Source organism: Chryseomicrobium imtechense (genome assembly GCF_041475995.1).
In the GTDB taxonomy this organism is placed as follows: Bacteria; Bacillota; Bacilli; order Bacillales_A; family Planococcaceae; genus Chryseomicrobium; species Chryseomicrobium aureum.
The window spans coordinates 20,883-37,963 of record NZ_JBGOBM010000004.1 but is presented as its reverse complement, the minus strand read 5'-3'; the positions used below and the strand labels follow the sequence as shown (position 1 = coordinate 37,963).

Here is a 17,081-nt window from a genome sequence, read left to right as displayed (position 1 = left end):
CGGTTTACTTCACGAATACTCATTGTCCTTCACTTTCTGGTACATCATGCAAACTGATTTCTCCACGCAAAGAAGTCAACATGATCTGATAGTCACCTTTTTCATAGAAACGCGTTGGTCCTTGTTTAGATGTCTGTTCCCATCCACGTTGCCAAATGATGAGCCGATAGCTTAGTGGAATATCTCCATCTGCCTCAGCTTTGTCCCAACTATAAATCGTGAGGCCCTCTGTTTTTTCAATTTGCTCCGCATCTTTTGCAATCGGGAACCCCGCGTGAGCACCCGAAGATTGATAGTGACTCGTCTGATAAGCATAGCCGATAATGACAACATTGATGACCAAGAGAGCTATGAATGTGAGCAACTTCCACCGTTTCATGTCTTTTTCCCCTTTCGGTATCGATAGGTTTCAAAAATCGCAAGTCCTAATAAGATGCATGTGACGACCACATAAATCCAAAATGTACCGACTTCTTGCAGTTCCGTGCGGTATAAAAAGATAAAAATGAGAGCCGCTATAGATACGATGTAATGAAAGAACATTAGCATCAATCGGCGGTCTGTTGTTTTAGTCATTGTGCACTTTCCTCTACTAAGTTTTTTAAAATTCGAGCAGGATTGCCTCCTACCACAGCATCATTTGGTATATCTTTTGTAACTACAGCTCCGGAAGCTATCACAACCCGGTCGCCGACTGTGACACCCGGCATAATAAGTGCACCTCCACCAATCCAGACGTCGTCTCCTATTTTTACCGGAATGGCATATTCTCTGCCAGAAGAGCGTTCTAAAGGATCTAAAGGATGTGTAGCTGTATAGATGTGAACACCTGGCCCTAGCATGCAGCGGTCCCCAAAACGAATTTCACAAACGTCTAAAAATACACAGTCAAAGTTAGCAAAAAAGGCCGTACCTGTATGGATGTTATATCCATAATCCACGCGAATGCTCGGCTCGATAGTTGGTGGTTCTTTCGTGTCTCCTAAAAGTTCAGTTAGAATTTCGGTTCGACGCGCTGTTTCTTCCGGAAGTGTTTGATTGTAGCTATGTACAAGTTGTCGCGCACGATTTCGTTCGGCAACTAATTGTGGGTCAGCAGCCAGGTACATTTCACCTGCCAGCATCTTTTCTTTTTCAGTCATGGTGCTCACACCCCTTTTCGCCATTATCTCCAAAACGCGAGGAAAATACAAAAGAGACCTTGATTACTAAAAGAACTTTCTAGAAAAGATTTTGGGAAGTTTGCGCTTTAGCGCCCGAATTTGCTCAATTAACGACCGAACGTCTCTCATTAGCGCCCCAACTTCCCTACTTAACGACCGAGTTCTCCTCATTAACGCCCCTACTGATGTTATGGAAACTAACTCGCTCGAACCCTACAAAAAATCCGCCCAAATTCACTCTGGGCGGATGGATCTTATACTTCGCGGACTACGACCCCAAATTTTCGGTCGTGTGGAAACTCGCTTCCGTCTGTCCCTTCAAAGCCTTTGCGGTCTTTCAAATAATCAAATGTGCTGAGTGTGTCACGGTAAACGGCACGCTTCAACGCTTGCTCACATGAAGGCACGCGACCATCTTCTGTTTCAAGCTTCAAGCCCATTGCTTTATAGCCAAGTGTTTGACCATTATTTTTAAACTGCAACGCTTCTAAACCCCACATGACAACTGTCGGAAGCACCGTTGCGTAGACTGCTTCTGCTGAACGATTCTTCTTCGTAATCCCTTTAAGTGCTGCTTCAAGTGTCAACGATACGGCTGTAGCGACTGCTGTGTCGATTAATACTGCTTTTGTTCGTTTTTTTGAAAGTTCTTTCATTCTGTAACACCCTTTCTTTTTTGAGAAACCCGGTAAATAGCCCAAAGACCTGTTCCTACAACTACTGTTTGAAACAGTAAGAACACATCACCTGAACTGACTGGTGCTCTTCCAGGCAAATATGTACTCGTCAATAGATAGCCTGAAATCAGCTGGGAAAAGAGAAGTAACAAAAATACAGTGATACAAATTACAATCCAAGTCTTCATACGATCACCTCTCTCTGTTTACGAAGAGAGGCGCTTAAAAGTTTCAATCTAAAAATCGCGTTCGGACGTTTAGTGGCGGAATACTGCATGCCTCTTTCTTCCCAAACCACTTGTACCGGTTGCGTGCAATCACCCGATATCCAGCATCTCGCAACTGCTTTGGAACGAACCTTCCGATTGAAAGCATGCGCCATGCTCCGTCCAAATAGCGTACTACCCGAAACGCAGCATCCGACTCGATATACGCATGGCCATTATCAAGGAAGATAAAACTATTCGTCTCTTCTGGTATGCGGTTTTGAGCAAGAAGCATTCGTCCTGTCTCACTTTGGAGAGAAACAAAATGGATAACTCCTTTTGAATCGCGCTTCCATATAAATTGAACGCTGGCATCGCAGAAATTACAAACGCCGTCGTACAACACAATTCGTTTCGCTTCCATACTGTCTCCCCCCTCTACTGAGTAGTTTACCATACAAAAACAGGGAATTCTTGTTATGGGTTCATAACAAAAACCGCTCAGATAGACAGAACGGTTTAGTCTTTATATTGTTTCACATGACTTCGCTGATTGCGGAATGACATCATCCCTACTGCAATGATTAAAATCCCGACAATGCCGAGCATCAACGTCCATAGCGAGAAGCCACCTTCATTCGCTTCGGAATATGTCGCTTTTACAAACTCACCTGAAGACACTTCGATTGCAATAGCTTCCGAACGATTCGTGCCTTGAATGTCATACAAAAATGTTCCGACTGGATAGACGTTGGATGCACCAGTTTGGATCTCATCCGACTCGACCGTAATCTCTCCAATGGCTGTACCCACTTCATCTGCGGCTATCACTTCAGTTGTCACATTGTAGACTCTGCCATCATGGACAACGAATTCCGTGTCTGCTGATGCAACGAAGCTCCCTAGTAAAAACAATACGATGAAACTATGTAAGATTCTCATGATGCGTTTTCTTCACCTACTCATAATGTTTTTCACGAATAAACAGTTCACTAACTTTCCAAACCGTGTACTGTGCAATTGCTACACAGAGGACCATCATGAAAATACTGACGAGCAACACTTCTCCTCCGTTTAAGTTCGGCATGAATTCGGTCCATGCCCACTCAGCAATTTGGAAGTACACGTAAATTAACACGACCCACAATACAAAGCGAACAAGAAACAACATGACCGACACCTCTTCCACTAAAGTTCTAATCTTGTAGTATTCGCTAGTGTATGGGTCGAATCCTCTATTTATTTTGTTGATTTTCAAAAATAAATGTATGAATTTGCTCTGCATTGTCTAAATTTGAATTGCACACAGCTGGATCTTCACAGATATAGTGACTGTAAGACGTAAAGGTATCTTCCGTCTTTCCTCTGACAGTTGCTGTGAATAAATTTACAAGGGTATGCTGGCGACAAATTCTGCAGACACCTTTTAACGTATCTACCTTTGTTACGCCTTGTAGTGTCTTCCACTTCCCCTCTTGTTCAATCACAAAGTACTGGCAATGTGTTCCTCCATCTTTCCAAGATAAGCAGGTCACTTCCTTCCAATCATAGGACTGGAGTGGCGGTATCCGAAGACGTTTTTCTTTTTTAAACAACTTCTTCAAGTCCTCTGCGGTCGGAGCTTTGAACGGAATGACATAGGATTTGACTGCATGTAGGAATAAATCGGCATCTGTACGGTCTGTCACTTGATGCAATTGATGCACGATTGTATCGGTCTGATCTGTTTGTGGAAGGGCAGCGCGAAGGTCTGTCTCAATCAATCCTTTTACAGCTGCAATAACGTCTTTATCTTTGGAAGTCGAAAGTGCATTCAGTAGTTTTGTAATTTGTTTTGTAAGCAATCTGTAGTTGGCTACGGTTAGAAATTCCATAAAAGACTCCCCCTTCTTAGGTTTATCGTACCATTATCTAATCCATGAAAAAAGCACAAGGCCCAGTGGGTTACTCGTGCTGTTCATATAGGCCGGAACCTTGAAGTTGATACCAGAGAGAATAGGTAGCGTTTGGTGCTGCGACTTCAATACAATCTGGGCTTGGAGGGGAATCAGAAGCTTGAATATACCCTGCAGTTAAATACGCTTCTTCGATAGATTGACCAATGGTGTCTTTTGTAGCTACACCAAGATCCAGGCTTTCTACTAGCTTCCAATGTGTCAGTCGATTTTGACCAAGTACCATGACATGACGATAGCCGTCTGGTTCTAATACTTTCACGATCGCAAGTTGTTGCCGACGTGGTAGTTGGTGGGCCTCAATAATTTCGTAAGTTTTAGGAAGCTGAAGTTGCTGTTCCCATTCTTTTAAAGGCTCTTCTATTGGTTCTGCTGAAATCATTAAAATACCGCTGATTCCAACTAATGCACAAATGCATAGAGCAATATACCGTTTCATCAGAACCTCCTACTTTTTCTTCATTTTACCATTTTACTAAATAGTATATACCATTTTATTAGAATTTTATGTACAATTAAATAAAGTGAGGGGGAAGTTCAATGTTCTGGTTGCCACTCTTTCTATTGATGTTCTTTATGACGATACAAGCCACCTTTGCTTCACTCGGGGTTGTGCGGTATTCACTACTCGCTGTTAGTATTCACACGATTATTTTATTTATGTTCTTCACAGATCACCCAACGACATGGATGCTTTATATTTTGACGATTCAGATGTGGGCGTTGTTTGTAGTCGGTGTATTTCGCCGGAATAAATGGCGAGAGGGACATATCATTTAGACAAAGAAAAAACACTATTTTCTCTTCTATCATGAGAAAATAGCGTTTCATTTATTCAATGAATATCTTTACCTACTAAATTTATTGTTCATATATAGAAAGCAAAGCTTCTTGGAATTCTGGTTTCACTTTTACGGAATCTCGGACACTTTGTACTTGTTGAATGGCGTCCTCTACAGTCGAAGCGCGTCCCATTTCGAGTAGAACGGCAGCTGCAACAGTTCCTGTTCTTCCGCTACCACCTTGGCAGTGGAAATAAACAGATTTGCCTGCATCAAAATCTTCTACGATTTGGTGAGCTACTTTTTTAATGGTGTTCGCTTGTCCTTCCCCGTCTTCAATAAGAGGAAGTGAGACACTCTCAGATGTTGATAGTTCTCCTCGTTCATGAGCCTCTGCACGAAGATCATAGATGACATCCACGTTTTCTTTTTCTGCAACTTCACTGGCTGCATCTGCGCCGCCTATATAAATCTTTCCTGGAATTAATTCGTTGTAGTTTGCCATTTGGCATTCCTCCTTTTTCCCTCTCTTTACTATACCCGATGTGCACATAACTACGCATTTCAAATAGTTAACGTAACTAGTTTCATTTTAATGGCCGCTCCTTTAGGGAAACGGCCTTTTATTATGTCCATCTGCTTATAGCTGCTTCTATTGACTCCAGTCTAACAGACCCCTTTTGCATTGGCGGTGGGCATTGTTGATTGTACTTAAAGATTTTGTCGTTGATTTGTTTTAAGCGAAGTTCGCTGTCTTTCTTTTTTCCTGCTTGAATGTCGGCATTTAGTTTATTCAAGTCGTCCCGTATAGCATGTTGGAGCTCAAGCCAATAGGGTTTATAGCCTTGTTCTTTCGCAATGCGTTGAAAGTTTTGAAATACGTCCCCTGACAAATACTCTTCTGACAATGGTTTACCCATTCCAGGAAGGTTGTCCATCCCGCCTGTTTTGGCATATTCTTTCACGATGTCACCAATCAAATCATTGTATTCCGGTTTGTCATTCGTCATAGCTTTCGCCTCACTTTCTGTCTCTTTAGTAAATTCTAGATAATTTGTTGAATTCCTATTACTAAAAGTGACAAAAACAGGAACTGTTGCGAGATAGTGACTTAGAGTTGAATGGTGAGCGTGCGTTCATTAGCCATGATTTGTATTCCATTGGCCATGATTTTTATTCCATTAGCCATTAAATGTATTCCATTAGCCACAAGTAGAATTATGGAAACTAAATACCTGGCCTTCGAAGAAAACATTGCTTCTTTTTAAAACCGAGCTGCCCAAGCCCTTGCTAGAAAGACCTTCAAACGACACATGGCCTCTGAAAATGTAAAAGGCCTGTACAGTGACAGGCCTTTTACTCCATTATAGATTCCAGATTGTCCTGAAGGAATTCAGTAATTGCATCTTTTTTTGGAAGAAGGATGAGGGAATCGTACACTACAGTAGCAACAAGTATATATATGGCTATCAATGAAAGCTTAATGGATTTCGTCATTTACTACCTCCCCGTATCTCCAATTCGCCCATACTTTACTGCCTAGATGAAAAATTCCCCACCCAAGGAGTGCACTTGGAATGTTCAAGATAAAATCATCTACATCGAAACTTCCTCGAACTGTTAGTAACTGAGTCACTTCAATACCCGTAAGTATACTTATAAACACAAGTAGAAAGGGTCCTATCTTACGCAGCTTTTCGAATAGTAGTGGTAGGAACAATCCAAAGGGTGTGAAGGCGATCAAATTGCCTCCTAAGTTACGCACAATGATGTCTGTATTCAATGTTTGATTTTGATAGGCGGATATGTAATCTGAAATTGTCGCAAACGGAACAAAGTTCGCATTGTATCGGAGCTTTTCCGCAAATGTATAGTCATAAACGAGATAACCATGTCGAGAACTCACAAACAACAAAGTTCCTAAAACGAGCAAGTACAGAATAAAACTCCCCCACATCAATGCTTTCAAAAACTTCATGAACCCGACCTAGTTGAATACATCTGTTTTGCTTTCGTCAAATAGACTTGTTGCATGTCCTCTGGCACCATTCCACCGCCTGTAGCCCAGATTAGATGTGTGGCCGATTCATCTGTACCTGGAACCATCACAGGGCCAATCATTCCTGCAAATGCAGATGGCTCTAAGAATAGTCCTTCTGCCCCGTAAAAGAGGTGCATCAATTCAAAAAGTCGCGCATCTGACACGGTGAAGCAGCCGCTCATAAATGGCTTCATTACCTTTCCAACAAAGCCAGAAGCACGACCGACTGCAAGTCCATCCGCTTCTGTCACGTTATCGAGCCCGATATCTGCCACTGACACTTTGTCATGAAGATTGGTCGCCATACCGAGTGTCATACACGGAGAGTGTGTCGGTTCTGCAAAATAGCATTGCACTGCGTCTCCAAATGCTAGTTTCAATCCAAAAGCGACGCCACCTGGACCTCCGCCCACACCACAAGGCAGGTACACGATAAGCGGATTTTCTGGATTCACTTCAATTCCTTGTTCCGCCAATTGACGTTTTAAACGAAGTCCAGCCACTGCGTAGCCCAGAAATAGATCTGTCGAGTTTTCATCATCCACAAAGTGACAACTCGGATCGTTTTCAGCTTGCTCTCTTCCTCGTTCTACTGCCAAACTGTAGTCTGAAGCATATTCGATTACCTCGACACCCTTCTCACGTAGCAAATTCTTCTTCCACTCTTTTGCGTCTGCTGACATATGGACTGTTACATGGAAACCGAGTTTAGCACTGATGATGCCTATGCTAAGACCCAGGTTCCCTGTTGAGCCTACAGCGACCGAGTAATTGGAAAAGAACTTCTTGAATTCCTCTGAAGCGAATTTTTCGTAGGTATCTTCTAAATGAATCAGTCCAGCTTCAAGAGCCAATGTTTCGGCATGCTTCACTACTTCATAAATCCCCCCACGTGCCTTGATCGAACCGGAAATCGGAAGATGACTATCAAACTTCATGAAAAGTTTACCGGCAATCTTACTTCCGGAATAGTTCACGAGAGCCTGTTGCATCGCAGAGATTTCTCTTACTTCAGATTCAATAATCCCTTCTGTCACAGCGGTTTCTGGAAAAGCCTTCACAAAAAATGGGGCAAACCGCTCCATTCTTTGCTCCGCATCACGCACATCGTCTTCGCTTAACAAACAAGAAGAGAGTGCGACATCTGTCGGAAATAACTCCTCGTTCAACCAAGCTGTTTCTTTTTTCGCAATCAAGTCTTCTACGACTGGGTGCAATTTACGTAAATTATCTGATGTGTACATATGTAAACTCCTTTACTGTTAAATTGAAAACCACTGGAGACCAACATCTTCTATCAAAACGGCTGCAAAAAGTGCTAAGACGGCTATTGATCCTACTCCTTCGACGAGAGATGCCTTGTAAAGGATGCGGTATTCATCATGCTTCCACTCCATGAAAATTCGAATAGCGCCAAGTGTAAATGCAACAAGAGCTGAAACCATGAATGCTAGTACTGGAATCGTTGGACCTTGACCGACAGCGTAATAAGAAGCAATAGGTGGAACCAAAACAATAATCGTATTCAAAGTGTAGTGTAAATACTTGTGCGTAGGTGTGTAATAAACCCCTGCTTCTCTTTTAGGTAATTCAAAGTAGCGTTTCACTGTAACTCGAATTAGATACAGTGCTAACAGGGTCAGAACCACTGCAAGTATGAAGTTCGATACATCCATTTAAAAGCCCCTTCACTGAGAAGGTTCATCTTTCAACGTAGCGTCTATATGAAGCTCCTGTTCTTGAATGGACACATTGCTAGCTTCGTCTTGGATCGCCATAAAAATAGCTGTATAGGAAAACAAACCGGTGAACATAGTCAGAACTCCAAATATAATACCTGCTAAGAACAATTCAAAAATCCATGAGAATACAAACACATCTACTGAAGTCCCAATCAACGAAACAATCGAAAATATACCGCCAAATTGAATAAGAACTTTACTGAAGTCAATTGTCGATTCAAGATTCCATCGGTTTTTAATAGACTGAGTGATTGCCGCAATCCAAATGACGACGAACACTAAAAATACAATCGAAAATAGAGCAATAAACATTTAATTTCCCCCTTTAGTCTTTTTAAAAAATAGTTCTGCTGTCGGCTTTGGTTCATCTGCGACGATGTCATGAAGCAGTTTTGTAGCCGTCAAAATAAAGACGAGTAACGCAACTGCAGCAACTAATTGTGTTACCAATGAGTTTGGAATCCACAGCCAGTAGAGAATGCCTCCGCTGATGAGTAGTTGTAAAGATAGTAGAAGATAGTGCATAGTCGTTACCTCAATTCTGTTTGAATGGACGTTCAATTAACTATCTGTAACTTTCATACGGACAAAAGCAAGAAGAGTTCCTCTTTTTGGAACTTTTATCGTTTTATACGAGCCCGTGGTCTGTCATACTGAAAGAACAAAGGGGGAATTTTACATGATACTTGGCTTACACCATGCTCAAATTACCATACCTTCGGGAAAAGAGGCAGAAGCAAAAGCATTTTATAGTGAACTGCTCGGTCTTCCGGAAATCCCAAAACCTGAATCCTTACAAGGTCGAGGTGGGTTCTGGTTACAAGTTGGCACGCAGGAAGTGCACGTCGGTGCTGAAGAAGGGTTCGATCGTTCCACGACAAAAGCCCATCTTGCTTATCTTGTTTCTGATTTAGCACACTGGAAGCAAGTACTCGATCAAGCAGGGATCGAAGCGTTAAGTGGGATTCCCATCCCTGGCTATGACCGGTTTGAGTTCCGCGATCCGTTTGGCAATCGTGTTGAGATGATTCAAGAACTATAGAAGTTAAGATACTTTGAGTTGAGTTCCGTTCCGGGGTCGCTTTCTGAAGGCGCGGCATATGTATTTGGTAGCAAAATTTGTTTCAGACTATGTTTTAGTAAGCTAGAGTAGTGATCCAGATATAGACCGCTCCAATGAACAGTAGGACAATAAATCCTACAGTCACCCAGGAAATCACTGCCCATTTCGGATTTTCACCGTGCTTTTTCTGCATGTAGATATTGACTAACTCTATGATAAAGAAAGCTGCGATTGGAAAGAACATAATAGGAAATGGTCTTTCTTCAGTGATGCTGCGTAAACCGAAAAATAATATGAGTGCTACTGCTAAACCCGTAATACTAAATCGTATTATTTTATGTGTTTTCGAATAAGCAAGTGGTGTGTTCCCTTCTAGACCCCATTTTCTTTTTAAATAAAATACTATTATTAAATACGAAAAGAATAATACTGTAGCTGCGACAGCTATTTTATAAAACTCCATTGTAATCCCCTCTCTATTTTCTTACTATTCACTCAGTATACTAAATTTGTAGTATTTACCATAGATGACAAAATAAAAAATGGAAGGTGACAGGCACCAAATGGATGTTGATTCCAAATGGTGCCTGTCACCTTGTTTTATATCTTTATAATATAATTATTCCTAGTTATTCAATTTAATTTGTGGACATAGTCATCCATACAATAATAGTAGCGATAAAAATACCCATCATTGTAAAGAGCGAAATCCAAGAGATTGCTATCCATTTGGGATTCTCCCCATGCTTTATTTGCATATAAATGTTGAGTGCCTCCAGAAGCACTGAAACCACAAATGGAATAGCTAGAAGTGGTAATCGATTTTGCGAGTCCGCTTGTCCAAAACCAATAAAGAGAATTCCTAAAATCGCTACGACTGCTAATCCTAAACGAAGATCTTTATGTAATTTGGAATAGGTAGTTGGTGGGTCGCCTTTTAAACCCCATCTTTTTTTTAACAAATAAATTAAGATCGAGTAAATTATAAGCACCACTGCCCCACCAGCCAACAGTTGATAAAACTCCATTGTAGTCCCCCTCCACTTCTTTCCGTTCACTAAGTATACTAAATTTGTAGTATTTACCATAGATGCCAAAATAAAAAATGAAAGGTGACAGGCACCAAATGGATGTTGATTCCAAATGGTGCCTGTCACCTTTCTCTCACCTTTCTGTAAAATAAAAAATCGACCGAGTTCGGCCGACCATTATGATTTTTGTCTTCTCATAAAATAATAAACGATTATGCCTATGCCAATTAAAAAAGGAATTCCTATTAACCAAAAACTAATGGGAGTGCGGTCCAAGGAAAGGTCCACTTGTTCATCAGGCAACTGCCCTTCACCAAGGATTGATAAATCGTCGGCTGCTGAGGAAGCAAGTGTTGTTCGATCACAAAGACCTGTCGTATAGCCGGTTCCAACATCTCGTGCATAAATCAAATGGTCCAGACCTTGTTGAAATTCAAAGCCACATGCTGCAGAGTCACCAGCAGTCACAATAATTTGTTGCGATTGCGTCTCTCCTTTAAATATGCGAGATACTTCAACTAGGACTTCTTTGTTACCTGCACTACTTGATTGCTTGATTTCACGTACAGTTCCCAAAATCACAAGTGCGCTGCTTTCTAGTTCTTCTTGTACTGAGAATGGTTCCACACAGCTACATGCCGAAGCTGTCGGGGTAAAGTATGGAAGCAACATAGAAAACAACATCATGCATAAAACTAGAATACTTCTTTTCAAGACAAGTCCCTCCTTTTGATGAGTAAACCTTATTTGGTTGAATTTGGTTACAATTATCTTCTTCAATTATTTCGTATCATTTGGAAAATGTCGACAGGAAGTTTGAAAAATGAGAAACTATTTGGAAGTAATAATTTCCATAATTCATGAAAATAATGGGGGTACTTATGAAGAGAAAATGCCTCGTACTAACTATCTGCATTTTGCTTATCGGGTGTGATTCCGGTTATGAAGGAGAGATTGAAAAAGTGGATCCTTCCACAATTGAACCATTAGAGATAACTTCTGAAGATATTGTGGATACACACGGAGACATTACAAATCTTGAACGTCTGAATGATTTTTTATCGAATATTGAGACCCATCAATCCGACCAAGTTCGCATCATTTCCTATACTGAGGAAGGAGCCCCTGTACTAAAGAACATTTCTTTTTCTGAGGATCTGTTCACTTTTACTCACGATACGCGACGAGATGGGTTTGGGACACAGATCGTCGAGACATTTACTTGCGAAGGAATGATCAAAGACGAAACGCAAAGTTCGATTCGGTATAGTTTGGATGGATGCACTGGTGATGAAGAAATGATCATGGTTTTAGAAAGCCATTCTTGACTATATCAAAGAGATTAGGAGCTGATTGAAATGCAGACATATTGCACAGAAACAAGGGGCTATTTTGTCATTTACGGAGATGAATTTCCACTCGAAGAATTTACAGAAGCAATGGGAGTTTCTCCGACAGAAGCCCATAGACAAGGTGAAGAATTTATTAGAGGTAAAACAAAACATACGCGCTTTGAAACTGCGTGGGAATTAGGCAGCGACTATGTGAATACGGATCATCCGGATGAAGTAATCGAAACGATAGTAGCTAAGCTACATAACTCAGTAGATACTATTAACTTGTATAAAGAAAGGTACAAGTTAGAATGTAAACTCGTTGGGGTCATAAATTTCAAAACTGCTCAGACGCGAGGTTTAATAATTTCTCCAGAACTTGCTGGGTTCGCAAATAAGATAGGCGCACCATTTGAATTTGATATTTATAATGAATCCACCGAAGACGAGTTTTAAGAGATACTTAAATACCTCACAAAAAGACAGTAGTTCCTCTTAGTGTTAAGTGGAGAAGCTACTGTCTTCTTTCTATCCTAAATTTAACTAGTGTATTAAAGCGCTGAAATCTCAAACCCTAAAACGACTGCGCCCAACAGAGCAATCACCGAATAGAAAATGAACGCCCCTTTTTTGTTATTCCGACGTGCATCAATCGCCGACACTGTAAACAACGTCATCAACAACAACGTCGACAAAATATCTAAAAACGGATTATCGATTATGTACGACGCAATAATACTGATTAACGCCACAACCGCAATCCCCACACCTATCTTATTCATCCTTAACCACCTCAGCTTCATTGTATCTCCTTTCATACGATTGATTCCAGTCAAAGTTCCAAGAAATTCATAGTACACTTCACATGACTATATCTCGATTTCGAGCTATACTAAAACTGAATTTTCAGATACTACGAAGGAGGAAATGAAATGCAAAAAGCAACAGATACTCTTCTCGTGAATACATTTATTGATGGTGTACTCGACCCACAAAAAGAAATGCTGGGACCCGTTCGTGATGGTGGCCATATTATCGCCAACACAGCACCTGGATGCTGGGGACCAATGATTACGCCTTGCATCCGTGGAGGCCATGAAGTTACAAAACCTGTTTATGTAGAAGGAGCAGAACCCGGAGATGCCATTGTTGTGAAAATCCATTCGATTCGTGTGACCTCTCTTGCAACCGCTTCCGGAAATGATGCTCCTGTGGAAGGACGCTTTTTAGGCGATCCATTTGTCGCTGTAAAATGCCCGGGTTGCGGAACGATGTATCCGGATACGGTCATTAAAGGAATCGGCCAGGAAGCTATCCGTTGTGCGAATTGTGATGCAGATGTTACACCATTCGTCTTCACAAACGGGTATACAATCGGCTTCAGTGAACACGGGGACGTGGGTGTCACGGTATCAAAAGAAGCGGCGGAGACCATTGCACACGATGGCCGTCACTACATGCAGACTCCGGAAAATTCTGTGCAGAATCCGATTGTCACATTCGCGCCTCACGATCTAGTGGGTGTCGTTGCGCGCATGCGTCCTTTCCTCGGACAGCTTGGAACTACTCCGTCTCGCCCTATGCCAGACTCCCATAATGCTGGTGACTTTGGGTCATTCCTAGTCGGTGCGCCACATGATTACAAAGTGACGGAAGATGAGTTGAAAGAACATCGCACTGATGGACATATGGATATCAGCCGCGTTCGTGCGGGTGCCACATTGATCTGTCCGGTCAAAGTTCCCGGTGGCGGAATTTATTTAGGAGATATGCACGCGATGCAAGGCGATGGCGAAATCGCAGGGCACACTGCAGACGTCTCTGGAATTGTTCACCTCCAAGTACATGTCATCAAAAACGCTAACTTGGACGGTCCAATCCTGCTTCCAAACGAAGAAGACCTTCCGTATACAGCTAAACCATTTACAGAACAGGAACGCAAGAATGCAGAAGCAATCGCAAAACAATGGAACATCGAGAAGCTGGAAGAATCGCTTCCAATCTCAGTAGTGGGGTCAGGTTCGAACCTAAACCTAGCAACTGAAAATGGTCTAGAGCGAGCTGCAGAATTATTCGGCGTGACAGTTCCAGAAATCATGAACCGCACGACCATCACAGGTTCAATCGAGATCGGGCGTCACCCAGGTGTTGTCACGATTACATTCTTAGCACCAATCGAGTACCTGAAAAAAGCCGGTCTGTTTGACGCAGTGTCCACACATTACCGCTATTAAAAGAAGCGCTGGGGGATTCCCCGGCGCTTTAATAATGATATTTCACTTGAATAATTTGAATTTTATCGGTCATCACTATATAAACAAGGCGATTGGTGTCATCAATTCTTCGTGACCAAGCTCCTGTCAGGTGAAACTTCAGTGGCTCTGGCTTCCCAATTCCATCAAAAGGGTCTCTCAGGATTGCATCAATAAGTTTATTGATTCGTTTCAGTGTCTTTTTATCTTCTGTTTGCAATGAAACATATTCTTCCCATGCGTTAGATGTAAACTCCAGGTTAAACTTTTTCATCCCTCTTCTTCAAACTGTCGCTTCTGTTTTTCCCACTCTTCTGGCGTAAGAACTTTTGTGCTCTGATTTTTTGCTTGTTCTAAGGATTCGTGGAGTGCATTTCGGTTCGCATCTGATTCCAATAAATAGAGTGTTTCTTGCCATGAATTGTATTCAGCTTCTGAAATCATCACGACGTTACGTTTTTTAGGACGCGTGATAATCACTGTCTCATTGTAATCAATCACATCGTCCGTGATTGCTTTTAGATTTTCTCGAAAATCACTGACAGTATAAGCATGGATAGCCATTTCAATTCCTCCATTCCTTTTTCTTTAGTATATGCAGGAATCATTATTTTGTACAATTTCTTGTACGTTTTATCCTATTTATTTTCTTTACTATTGATACCTGTCCTCCAGCGACGAATGTTCCGATTTCAGCGACGAAAATTCATAATCCAGCGACGAATAGTCCTCATCCCCGCGCCTTAGCGACGATTCCTCCGATTCTAGCGACGCAAATTCATGATCCAGCGACGCAAATCATCATCCTAGCGACGAATAGTCCTCATCCCCGCGCCTTAGCGACGATTCCTCCGATTCTAGCGACGTAAAATCATAATCCAGCGACGAAAATCATCATCCTAGCGACGAATAGCCCTCACCCCCGCGCCTTAGCGACGATTCCTCCGATTATAGCGACGCAAATTCATGATCCAGCGACGCAAATCGCCATTTTAGCGACGAATAGCCCTCACCCGTGTCCTTCAGCGACGATTGTTCCGGTTTCAGCGACGAAAACTCATAATCTAGCGACGCAAATCGCCAGTAGAGCGACGAAGCAATTACCCACAAGCAAATCTCAGCACTTGATCTTTGAAATGCACCGAGCAACAGTACAAAAAGCCTTGGATTTGTTTTCTACACACAAAAAAACACCCCAAAATGAGGTGTCAAACAAACTTGGCCATCAGCACATCATCAAGATAGGTGCCATCCGCCAACTTATATTCTTTTAGCTTTCTGCCTTCTTCCACAAAACCGAGTTGCTTGTAGAGCGCAATTGCTCGGGTATTCGATGCGAAAGTAAATAGCGAAATCTTCTCAATCACTGGGTGGGCATGCGCCCAGTCAATCAGTCCCTGGACCAACTGCTTCCCATAACCTTGACCGCGAGCTTCTTGCTTGATCATTACACCAAACTTCCCAGTGTGCCTGACTTTTATTCGACCTTCCGTTTGAAAAACCAACCAACCGACAACTTCACCGTCTTCCTCCGCAACAAACAGCACTTCATTCGGATGCTCTTGTTTTGCTTGAATCCACTCGCGTTGCCCTTCAACCGTCTGGTGGAATTCATCTATAGTAGAGACAAAATAAATTTCTTCTGTTAAAACTTCTTTTTGGATAGCTACCATAGCTTCCGCATCTTCTGGCCTAGCTAAACGAATCATTGAATCGACTCCTTATATAAAATCGAATATGAGATCACCTAAAACCAAAAGAGACGTTACACTAACAATAATAAATAGAATAGAGTTAACTTTTCTCCCTGCTTTCCATTCATTTAAAGCTGTTATTGCCCCTATATATGGCATTGTGAACATGAATATCGTGTAATATATATCAGTCTGAGTAATTAAATACGCAAGTGCACTCACTACACCCACTAGCCCAAAAATAAACGTAATCACTCTCATTTATTTCACTCCACTTTCTTCAGCCACCCTCTGCATCTCCTCACTCTCTCCAGAATAAGGATCCACTTTAAACTGACCACCTGTTTTTGTATGTATAAGATAATAATTGATTCCGGAAGGCTGCTCGATTTCGACACTTACGGATTCCGCTTCCTCGTTATGCACGTTCTCCACGATCTCCATTGCCTCCACAAACGTGTACTCCGGCTGAATGATCGGAAAAAGGAGAAGACTCGCCGCGACTCCCACGGAAATTGCGACGTAAACAGGCCGCATGCTATCAAAGTTATCACTCATCCAAGCAATAAAGAAAGCAACTACCAGCACTACAGCAAGCGCATTAGGAAGCGTTTGAAAGTTTTGCACGGGTTCTAACAAACTGTGTCCGGATAATGCACTGTCAAAGAATACACCTACTGATGCAAGCAATCCAATAAATCCGCCGAACATACCAAGTGCCGCTCTACGCTCCTCCCTCATCCCACTTCCACCTCGGAATGTTTCTTATAGAAACGAGTTTTTTGAAGTAGATAATCAAGTAGAGCAAAGAGGGCAGCATAAATCAATCCGGCCATGAAAAATAGTAGGAATCCCATTCCTTGAACAACGAATAAACCAAACAATCCGCTAATCATCCCCCCGACAATACCATGTAATACAAGGGATAATACGGGGTTTGTAAGTTTGTTCTGTAACAACCAGGAGAATGGAATGCCAATTAGAAAAACAAAAGGCACTGCAAATGCTGAAACCACAAGCCCAATCGTGAAAAAGTTTGTCCGCCACTCACTAAAAATAAACGGTACTAAGAAATAGCCAATTACTACGGCCAGAGCAGCAACCTCAAGTTTCCGATTCAACATAGGCCCTCTTCCTCTCT

At 41.9% G+C, this 17,081-nt stretch carries 31 protein-coding genes; 5 read left to right on the top strand and 26 right to left on the bottom strand.

Features of this window, described 5'->3' with window-relative positions; translation table 11 throughout:
* Positions 1-19: 19 nt before the first annotated feature.
* The 10 genes from AB5N96_RS04990 to AB5N96_RS04945 all read right to left on the bottom strand — a co-directional run bounded on the left by AB5N96_RS04990 (position 20) and on the right by AB5N96_RS04945 (position 4,440).
* Positions 20-379, bottom strand: coding sequence for a hypothetical protein (locus AB5N96_RS04990; protein WP_392455683.1), 360 nt, complete (start codon positions 377-379; stop codon positions 20-22).
* Positions 376-576 (bottom strand): hypothetical protein, encoded by a 201-nt coding sequence (locus AB5N96_RS04985; RefSeq protein WP_204590161.1) that lies wholly within the window; start codon positions 574-576, stop codon positions 376-378. Before AB5N96_RS04985 ends, AB5N96_RS04990 begins: the two co-directional genes overlap by 4 nt.
* The gene (locus tag AB5N96_RS04980; RefSeq protein ID WP_392455682.1) at positions 573-1,142 is read right to left on the bottom strand and encodes a maltose acetyltransferase domain-containing protein; all 570 of its coding nucleotides are present in this window, start codon (positions 1,140-1,142) and stop codon (positions 573-575) included. Before AB5N96_RS04980 ends, AB5N96_RS04985 begins: the two co-directional genes overlap by 4 nt.
* A 275-nt stretch (positions 1,143-1,417) precedes the next feature.
* On the bottom strand, positions 1,418-1,819 hold the full coding sequence (locus tag AB5N96_RS04975; RefSeq protein ID WP_204590163.1) for an RDD family protein: 402 nt from the start codon (positions 1,817-1,819) through the stop codon (positions 1,418-1,420).
* Positions 1,816-2,028: a hypothetical protein gene (locus tag AB5N96_RS04970; protein WP_392455680.1), complete on the bottom strand. Its 213-nt coding sequence runs from the start codon at positions 2,026-2,028 to the stop codon at positions 1,816-1,818. Before AB5N96_RS04970 ends, AB5N96_RS04975 begins: the two co-directional genes overlap by 4 nt.
* Before the next feature lie 43 nt (positions 2,029-2,071).
* A complete protein-coding gene (locus tag AB5N96_RS04965; protein ID WP_499704847.1) occupies positions 2,072-2,470 on the bottom strand; it encodes a thiol-disulfide oxidoreductase DCC family protein in 399 nt (132 codons plus the stop codon).
* A gap of 95 nt (positions 2,471-2,565) precedes the next feature.
* Positions 2,566-2,988: a hypothetical protein gene (locus tag AB5N96_RS04960; protein WP_204590166.1), complete on the bottom strand. Its 423-nt coding sequence runs from the start codon at positions 2,986-2,988 to the stop codon at positions 2,566-2,568.
* Between the two features lie 16 nt (positions 2,989-3,004).
* Positions 3,005-3,217, bottom strand: coding sequence for a hypothetical protein (locus tag AB5N96_RS04955; protein ID WP_392455677.1), 213 nt, complete (start codon positions 3,215-3,217; stop codon positions 3,005-3,007).
* Between the two features lie 64 nt (positions 3,218-3,281).
* Positions 3,282-3,920, bottom strand: a complete 639-nt coding sequence (locus AB5N96_RS04950; protein ID WP_499704846.1) for a FusB/FusC family EF-G-binding protein — start codon at positions 3,918-3,920, stop codon at positions 3,282-3,284.
* A 70-nt stretch (positions 3,921-3,990) separates the two neighbouring features.
* A complete protein-coding gene (locus AB5N96_RS04945; protein ID WP_499704845.1) occupies positions 3,991-4,440 on the bottom strand; it encodes a hypothetical protein in 450 nt (149 codons plus the stop codon).
* Positions 4,441-4,541: 101 nt separating this feature from the next.
* Here AB5N96_RS04945 and AB5N96_RS04940 point away from each other — a divergent pair, with 101 nt between their 5' ends.
* Positions 4,542-4,781 carry a hypothetical protein gene (locus AB5N96_RS04940; RefSeq protein ID WP_499704844.1) on the top strand — a complete coding sequence of 80 codons (240 nt, stop codon included), beginning with the start codon at positions 4,542-4,544 and terminating at the stop codon, positions 4,779-4,781.
* Between the two features lie 81 nt (positions 4,782-4,862).
* Here AB5N96_RS04940 and AB5N96_RS04935 read toward each other — a convergent pair whose 3' ends face one another.
* The 7 genes from AB5N96_RS04935 to AB5N96_RS04905 form a co-directional block, all read right to left on the bottom strand.
* Entirely contained in the window at positions 4,863-5,288 is a 426-nt protein-coding gene (locus tag AB5N96_RS04935; RefSeq protein WP_499704843.1) for a protein-tyrosine phosphatase family protein, read from the bottom strand.
* Between the two features lie 121 nt (positions 5,289-5,409).
* The gene (locus tag AB5N96_RS04930; protein ID WP_392455673.1) at positions 5,410-5,793 is read right to left on the bottom strand and encodes a DnaJ family domain-containing protein; all 384 of its coding nucleotides are present in this window, start codon (positions 5,791-5,793) and stop codon (positions 5,410-5,412) included.
* A gap of 470 nt (positions 5,794-6,263) precedes the next feature.
* Positions 6,264-6,761, bottom strand: a complete 498-nt coding sequence (locus AB5N96_RS04925) for a VanZ family protein (RefSeq protein ID WP_499704842.1) — start codon at positions 6,759-6,761, stop codon at positions 6,264-6,266.
* Positions 6,758-8,068: a D-serine ammonia-lyase gene (gene dsdA, locus AB5N96_RS04920; protein ID WP_392455670.1), complete on the bottom strand. Its 1,311-nt coding sequence runs from the start codon at positions 8,066-8,068 to the stop codon at positions 6,758-6,760. Before dsdA ends, AB5N96_RS04925 begins: the two co-directional genes overlap by 4 nt.
* 18 nt (positions 8,069-8,086) lie before the next feature.
* Positions 8,087-8,500 carry a DUF4181 domain-containing protein gene (locus AB5N96_RS04915; RefSeq protein ID WP_204590177.1) on the bottom strand — a complete coding sequence of 138 codons (414 nt, stop codon included), beginning with the start codon at positions 8,498-8,500 and terminating at the stop codon, positions 8,087-8,089.
* Between the two features lie 12 nt (positions 8,501-8,512).
* A complete protein-coding gene (locus AB5N96_RS04910; RefSeq protein WP_204590178.1) occupies positions 8,513-8,878 on the bottom strand; it encodes a hypothetical protein in 366 nt (121 codons plus the stop codon).
* Positions 8,879-9,091 (bottom strand): hypothetical protein, encoded by a 213-nt coding sequence (locus AB5N96_RS04905; protein WP_499704841.1) that lies wholly within the window; start codon positions 9,089-9,091, stop codon positions 8,879-8,881.
* A gap of 154 nt (positions 9,092-9,245) precedes the next feature.
* Between AB5N96_RS04905 and AB5N96_RS04900 the strand changes: the two genes are divergently transcribed.
* Positions 9,246-9,608: a VOC family protein gene (locus AB5N96_RS04900; protein ID WP_392455665.1), complete on the top strand. Its 363-nt coding sequence runs from the start codon at positions 9,246-9,248 to the stop codon at positions 9,606-9,608.
* 94 nt (positions 9,609-9,702) lie between these two features.
* Here the strand turns inward: AB5N96_RS04900 and AB5N96_RS04895 are convergent, their stop codons facing one another.
* The 3 genes from AB5N96_RS04895 to AB5N96_RS04885 form a co-directional block, all read right to left on the bottom strand.
* Positions 9,703-10,092, bottom strand: a complete 390-nt coding sequence (locus tag AB5N96_RS04895; protein ID WP_499704840.1) for a DUF4181 domain-containing protein — start codon at positions 10,090-10,092, stop codon at positions 9,703-9,705.
* A gap of 175 nt (positions 10,093-10,267) precedes the next feature.
* Positions 10,268-10,657, bottom strand: a complete 390-nt coding sequence (locus tag AB5N96_RS04890; RefSeq protein WP_499704839.1) for a hypothetical protein — start codon at positions 10,655-10,657, stop codon at positions 10,268-10,270.
* A 180-nt stretch (positions 10,658-10,837) separates the two neighbouring features.
* The gene (locus AB5N96_RS04885) at positions 10,838-11,374 is read right to left on the bottom strand and encodes a hypothetical protein (RefSeq protein WP_499704838.1); all 537 of its coding nucleotides are present in this window, start codon (positions 11,372-11,374) and stop codon (positions 10,838-10,840) included.
* Between the two features lie 167 nt (positions 11,375-11,541).
* Here AB5N96_RS04885 and AB5N96_RS04880 point away from each other — a divergent pair, with 167 nt between their 5' ends.
* Together AB5N96_RS04880 and AB5N96_RS04875 are read left to right on the top strand one after the other, a co-directional pair.
* Positions 11,542-11,988: a DUF4362 domain-containing protein gene (locus AB5N96_RS04880; protein WP_499704837.1), complete on the top strand. Its 447-nt coding sequence runs from the start codon at positions 11,542-11,544 to the stop codon at positions 11,986-11,988.
* Between the two features lie 30 nt (positions 11,989-12,018).
* A complete protein-coding gene (locus AB5N96_RS04875; protein ID WP_499704836.1) occupies positions 12,019-12,450 on the top strand; it encodes a DUF4279 domain-containing protein in 432 nt (143 codons plus the stop codon).
* Positions 12,451-12,545: 95 nt separating this feature from the next.
* Here AB5N96_RS04875 and AB5N96_RS04870 read toward each other — a convergent pair whose 3' ends face one another.
* The gene (locus AB5N96_RS04870) at positions 12,546-12,776 is read right to left on the bottom strand and encodes a hypothetical protein (RefSeq protein ID WP_499704835.1); all 231 of its coding nucleotides are present in this window, start codon (positions 12,774-12,776) and stop codon (positions 12,546-12,548) included.
* 150 nt (positions 12,777-12,926) lie between these two features.
* On the opposite strand from AB5N96_RS04870, the gene AB5N96_RS04865 reads away from it, so the two are divergent.
* Positions 12,927-14,228, top strand: a complete 1,302-nt coding sequence (locus tag AB5N96_RS04865; RefSeq protein ID WP_204590186.1) for an acetamidase/formamidase family protein — start codon at positions 12,927-12,929, stop codon at positions 14,226-14,228.
* A gap of 28 nt (positions 14,229-14,256) precedes the next feature.
* Here the strand turns inward: AB5N96_RS04865 and AB5N96_RS04860 are convergent, their stop codons facing one another.
* From AB5N96_RS04860 to AB5N96_RS04840, 5 genes are all read right to left on the bottom strand, one after another.
* Positions 14,257-14,520 carry a Txe/YoeB family addiction module toxin gene (locus AB5N96_RS04860; protein ID WP_499704834.1) on the bottom strand — a complete coding sequence of 88 codons (264 nt, stop codon included), beginning with the start codon at positions 14,518-14,520 and terminating at the stop codon, positions 14,257-14,259.
* Positions 14,517-14,810: a type II toxin-antitoxin system Phd/YefM family antitoxin gene (locus tag AB5N96_RS04855; protein ID WP_499704833.1), complete on the bottom strand. Its 294-nt coding sequence runs from the start codon at positions 14,808-14,810 to the stop codon at positions 14,517-14,519. The genes AB5N96_RS04860 and AB5N96_RS04855 overlap by 4 nt, the downstream gene beginning before the upstream one ends.
* 644 nt (positions 14,811-15,454) lie before the next feature.
* Entirely contained in the window at positions 15,455-15,955 is a 501-nt protein-coding gene (locus AB5N96_RS04850; RefSeq protein ID WP_499704832.1) for a GNAT family N-acetyltransferase, read from the bottom strand.
* Positions 15,956-16,201: 246 nt separating this feature from the next.
* Positions 16,202-16,681, bottom strand: a complete 480-nt coding sequence (locus AB5N96_RS04845) for a hypothetical protein (RefSeq protein ID WP_499704831.1) — start codon at positions 16,679-16,681, stop codon at positions 16,202-16,204.
* Positions 16,678-17,064, bottom strand: a complete 387-nt coding sequence (locus AB5N96_RS04840) for a hypothetical protein (RefSeq protein WP_499704830.1) — start codon at positions 17,062-17,064, stop codon at positions 16,678-16,680. Before AB5N96_RS04840 ends, AB5N96_RS04845 begins: the two co-directional genes overlap by 4 nt.
* Between the last annotated feature and the right edge of the window lie 17 nt (positions 17,065-17,081).

Bases quoted from the DNA above. Each gene is read 5' to 3' on its own strand.
- AB5N96_RS04865 (WP_204590186.1), top strand. From the start codon at position 12,927: ATGCAAAAAGCAACAGATACTCTTCTCGTGAATACATTTATTGATGGT.
- AB5N96_RS04840 (WP_499704830.1), bottom strand. From the start codon at position 17,064: ATGTTGAATCGGAAACTTGAGGTTGCTGCTCTGGCCGTAGTAATTGGC.
- AB5N96_RS04930 (WP_392455673.1), bottom strand. From the start codon at position 5,793: ATGACGAATGACAAACCGGAATACAATGATTTGATTGGTGACATCGTG.
- AB5N96_RS04925 (WP_499704842.1), bottom strand. From the start codon at position 6,761: ATGAAGTTTTTGAAAGCATTGATGTGGGGGAGTTTTATTCTGTACTTG.
- AB5N96_RS04910 (WP_204590178.1), bottom strand. From the start codon at position 8,878: ATGTTTATTGCTCTATTTTCGATTGTATTTTTAGTGTTCGTCGTCATT.
- AB5N96_RS04880 (WP_499704837.1), top strand. From the start codon at position 11,542: ATGAAGAGAAAATGCCTCGTACTAACTATCTGCATTTTGCTTATCGGG.
- AB5N96_RS04855 (WP_499704833.1), bottom strand. From the start codon at position 14,810: ATGGCTATCCATGCTTATACTGTCAGTGATTTTCGAGAAAATCTAAAA.
- AB5N96_RS04870 (WP_499704835.1), bottom strand. From the start codon at position 12,776: ATGAATAAGATAGGTGTGGGGATTGCGGTTGTGGCGTTAATCAGTATT.
- dsdA (WP_392455670.1), bottom strand. From the start codon at position 8,068: ATGTACACATCAGATAATTTACGTAAATTGCACCCAGTCGTAGAAGAC.
- AB5N96_RS04900 (WP_392455665.1), top strand. From the start codon at position 9,246: ATGATACTTGGCTTACACCATGCTCAAATTACCATACCTTCGGGAAAA.
- AB5N96_RS04990 (WP_392455683.1), bottom strand. From the start codon at position 379: ATGAAACGGTGGAAGTTGCTCACATTCATAGCTCTCTTGGTCATCAAT.
- AB5N96_RS04875 (WP_499704836.1), top strand. From the start codon at position 12,019: ATGCAGACATATTGCACAGAAACAAGGGGCTATTTTGTCATTTACGGA.
- AB5N96_RS04845 (WP_499704831.1), bottom strand. From the start codon at position 16,681: ATGAGGGAGGAGCGTAGAGCGGCACTTGGTATGTTCGGCGGATTTATT.
- AB5N96_RS04975 (WP_204590163.1), bottom strand. From the start codon at position 1,819: ATGAAAGAACTTTCAAAAAAACGAACAAAAGCAGTATTAATCGACACA.
- AB5N96_RS04860 (WP_499704834.1), bottom strand. From the start codon at position 14,520: ATGAAAAAGTTTAACCTGGAGTTTACATCTAACGCATGGGAAGAATAT.
- AB5N96_RS04965 (WP_499704847.1), bottom strand. From the start codon at position 2,470: ATGGAAGCGAAACGAATTGTGTTGTACGACGGCGTTTGTAATTTCTGC.
- AB5N96_RS04890 (WP_499704839.1), bottom strand. From the start codon at position 10,657: ATGGAGTTTTATCAACTGTTGGCTGGTGGGGCAGTGGTGCTTATAATT.
- AB5N96_RS04945 (WP_499704845.1), bottom strand. From the start codon at position 4,440: ATGAAACGGTATATTGCTCTATGCATTTGTGCATTAGTTGGAATCAGC.
- AB5N96_RS04935 (WP_499704843.1), bottom strand. From the start codon at position 5,288: ATGGCAAACTACAACGAATTAATTCCAGGAAAGATTTATATAGGCGGC.
- AB5N96_RS04905 (WP_499704841.1), bottom strand. From the start codon at position 9,091: ATGCACTATCTTCTACTATCTTTACAACTACTCATCAGCGGAGGCATT.
- AB5N96_RS04970 (WP_392455680.1), bottom strand. From the start codon at position 2,028: ATGAAGACTTGGATTGTAATTTGTATCACTGTATTTTTGTTACTTCTC.
- AB5N96_RS04940 (WP_499704844.1), top strand. From the start codon at position 4,542: ATGTTCTGGTTGCCACTCTTTCTATTGATGTTCTTTATGACGATACAA.
- AB5N96_RS04985 (WP_204590161.1), bottom strand. From the start codon at position 576: ATGACTAAAACAACAGACCGCCGATTGATGCTAATGTTCTTTCATTAC.
- AB5N96_RS04980 (WP_392455682.1), bottom strand. From the start codon at position 1,142: ATGACTGAAAAAGAAAAGATGCTGGCAGGTGAAATGTACCTGGCTGCT.
- AB5N96_RS04895 (WP_499704840.1), bottom strand. From the start codon at position 10,092: ATGGAGTTTTATAAAATAGCTGTCGCAGCTACAGTATTATTCTTTTCG.
- AB5N96_RS04915 (WP_204590177.1), bottom strand. From the start codon at position 8,500: ATGGATGTATCGAACTTCATACTTGCAGTGGTTCTGACCCTGTTAGCA.
- AB5N96_RS04950 (WP_499704846.1), bottom strand. From the start codon at position 3,920: ATGGAATTTCTAACCGTAGCCAACTACAGATTGCTTACAAAACAAATT.
- AB5N96_RS04850 (WP_499704832.1), bottom strand. From the start codon at position 15,955: ATGATTCGTTTAGCTAGGCCAGAAGATGCGGAAGCTATGGTAGCTATC.
- AB5N96_RS04960 (WP_204590166.1), bottom strand. From the start codon at position 2,988: ATGAGAATCTTACATAGTTTCATCGTATTGTTTTTACTAGGGAGCTTC.
- AB5N96_RS04955 (WP_392455677.1), bottom strand. From the start codon at position 3,217: ATGTTGTTTCTTGTTCGCTTTGTATTGTGGGTCGTGTTAATTTACGTG.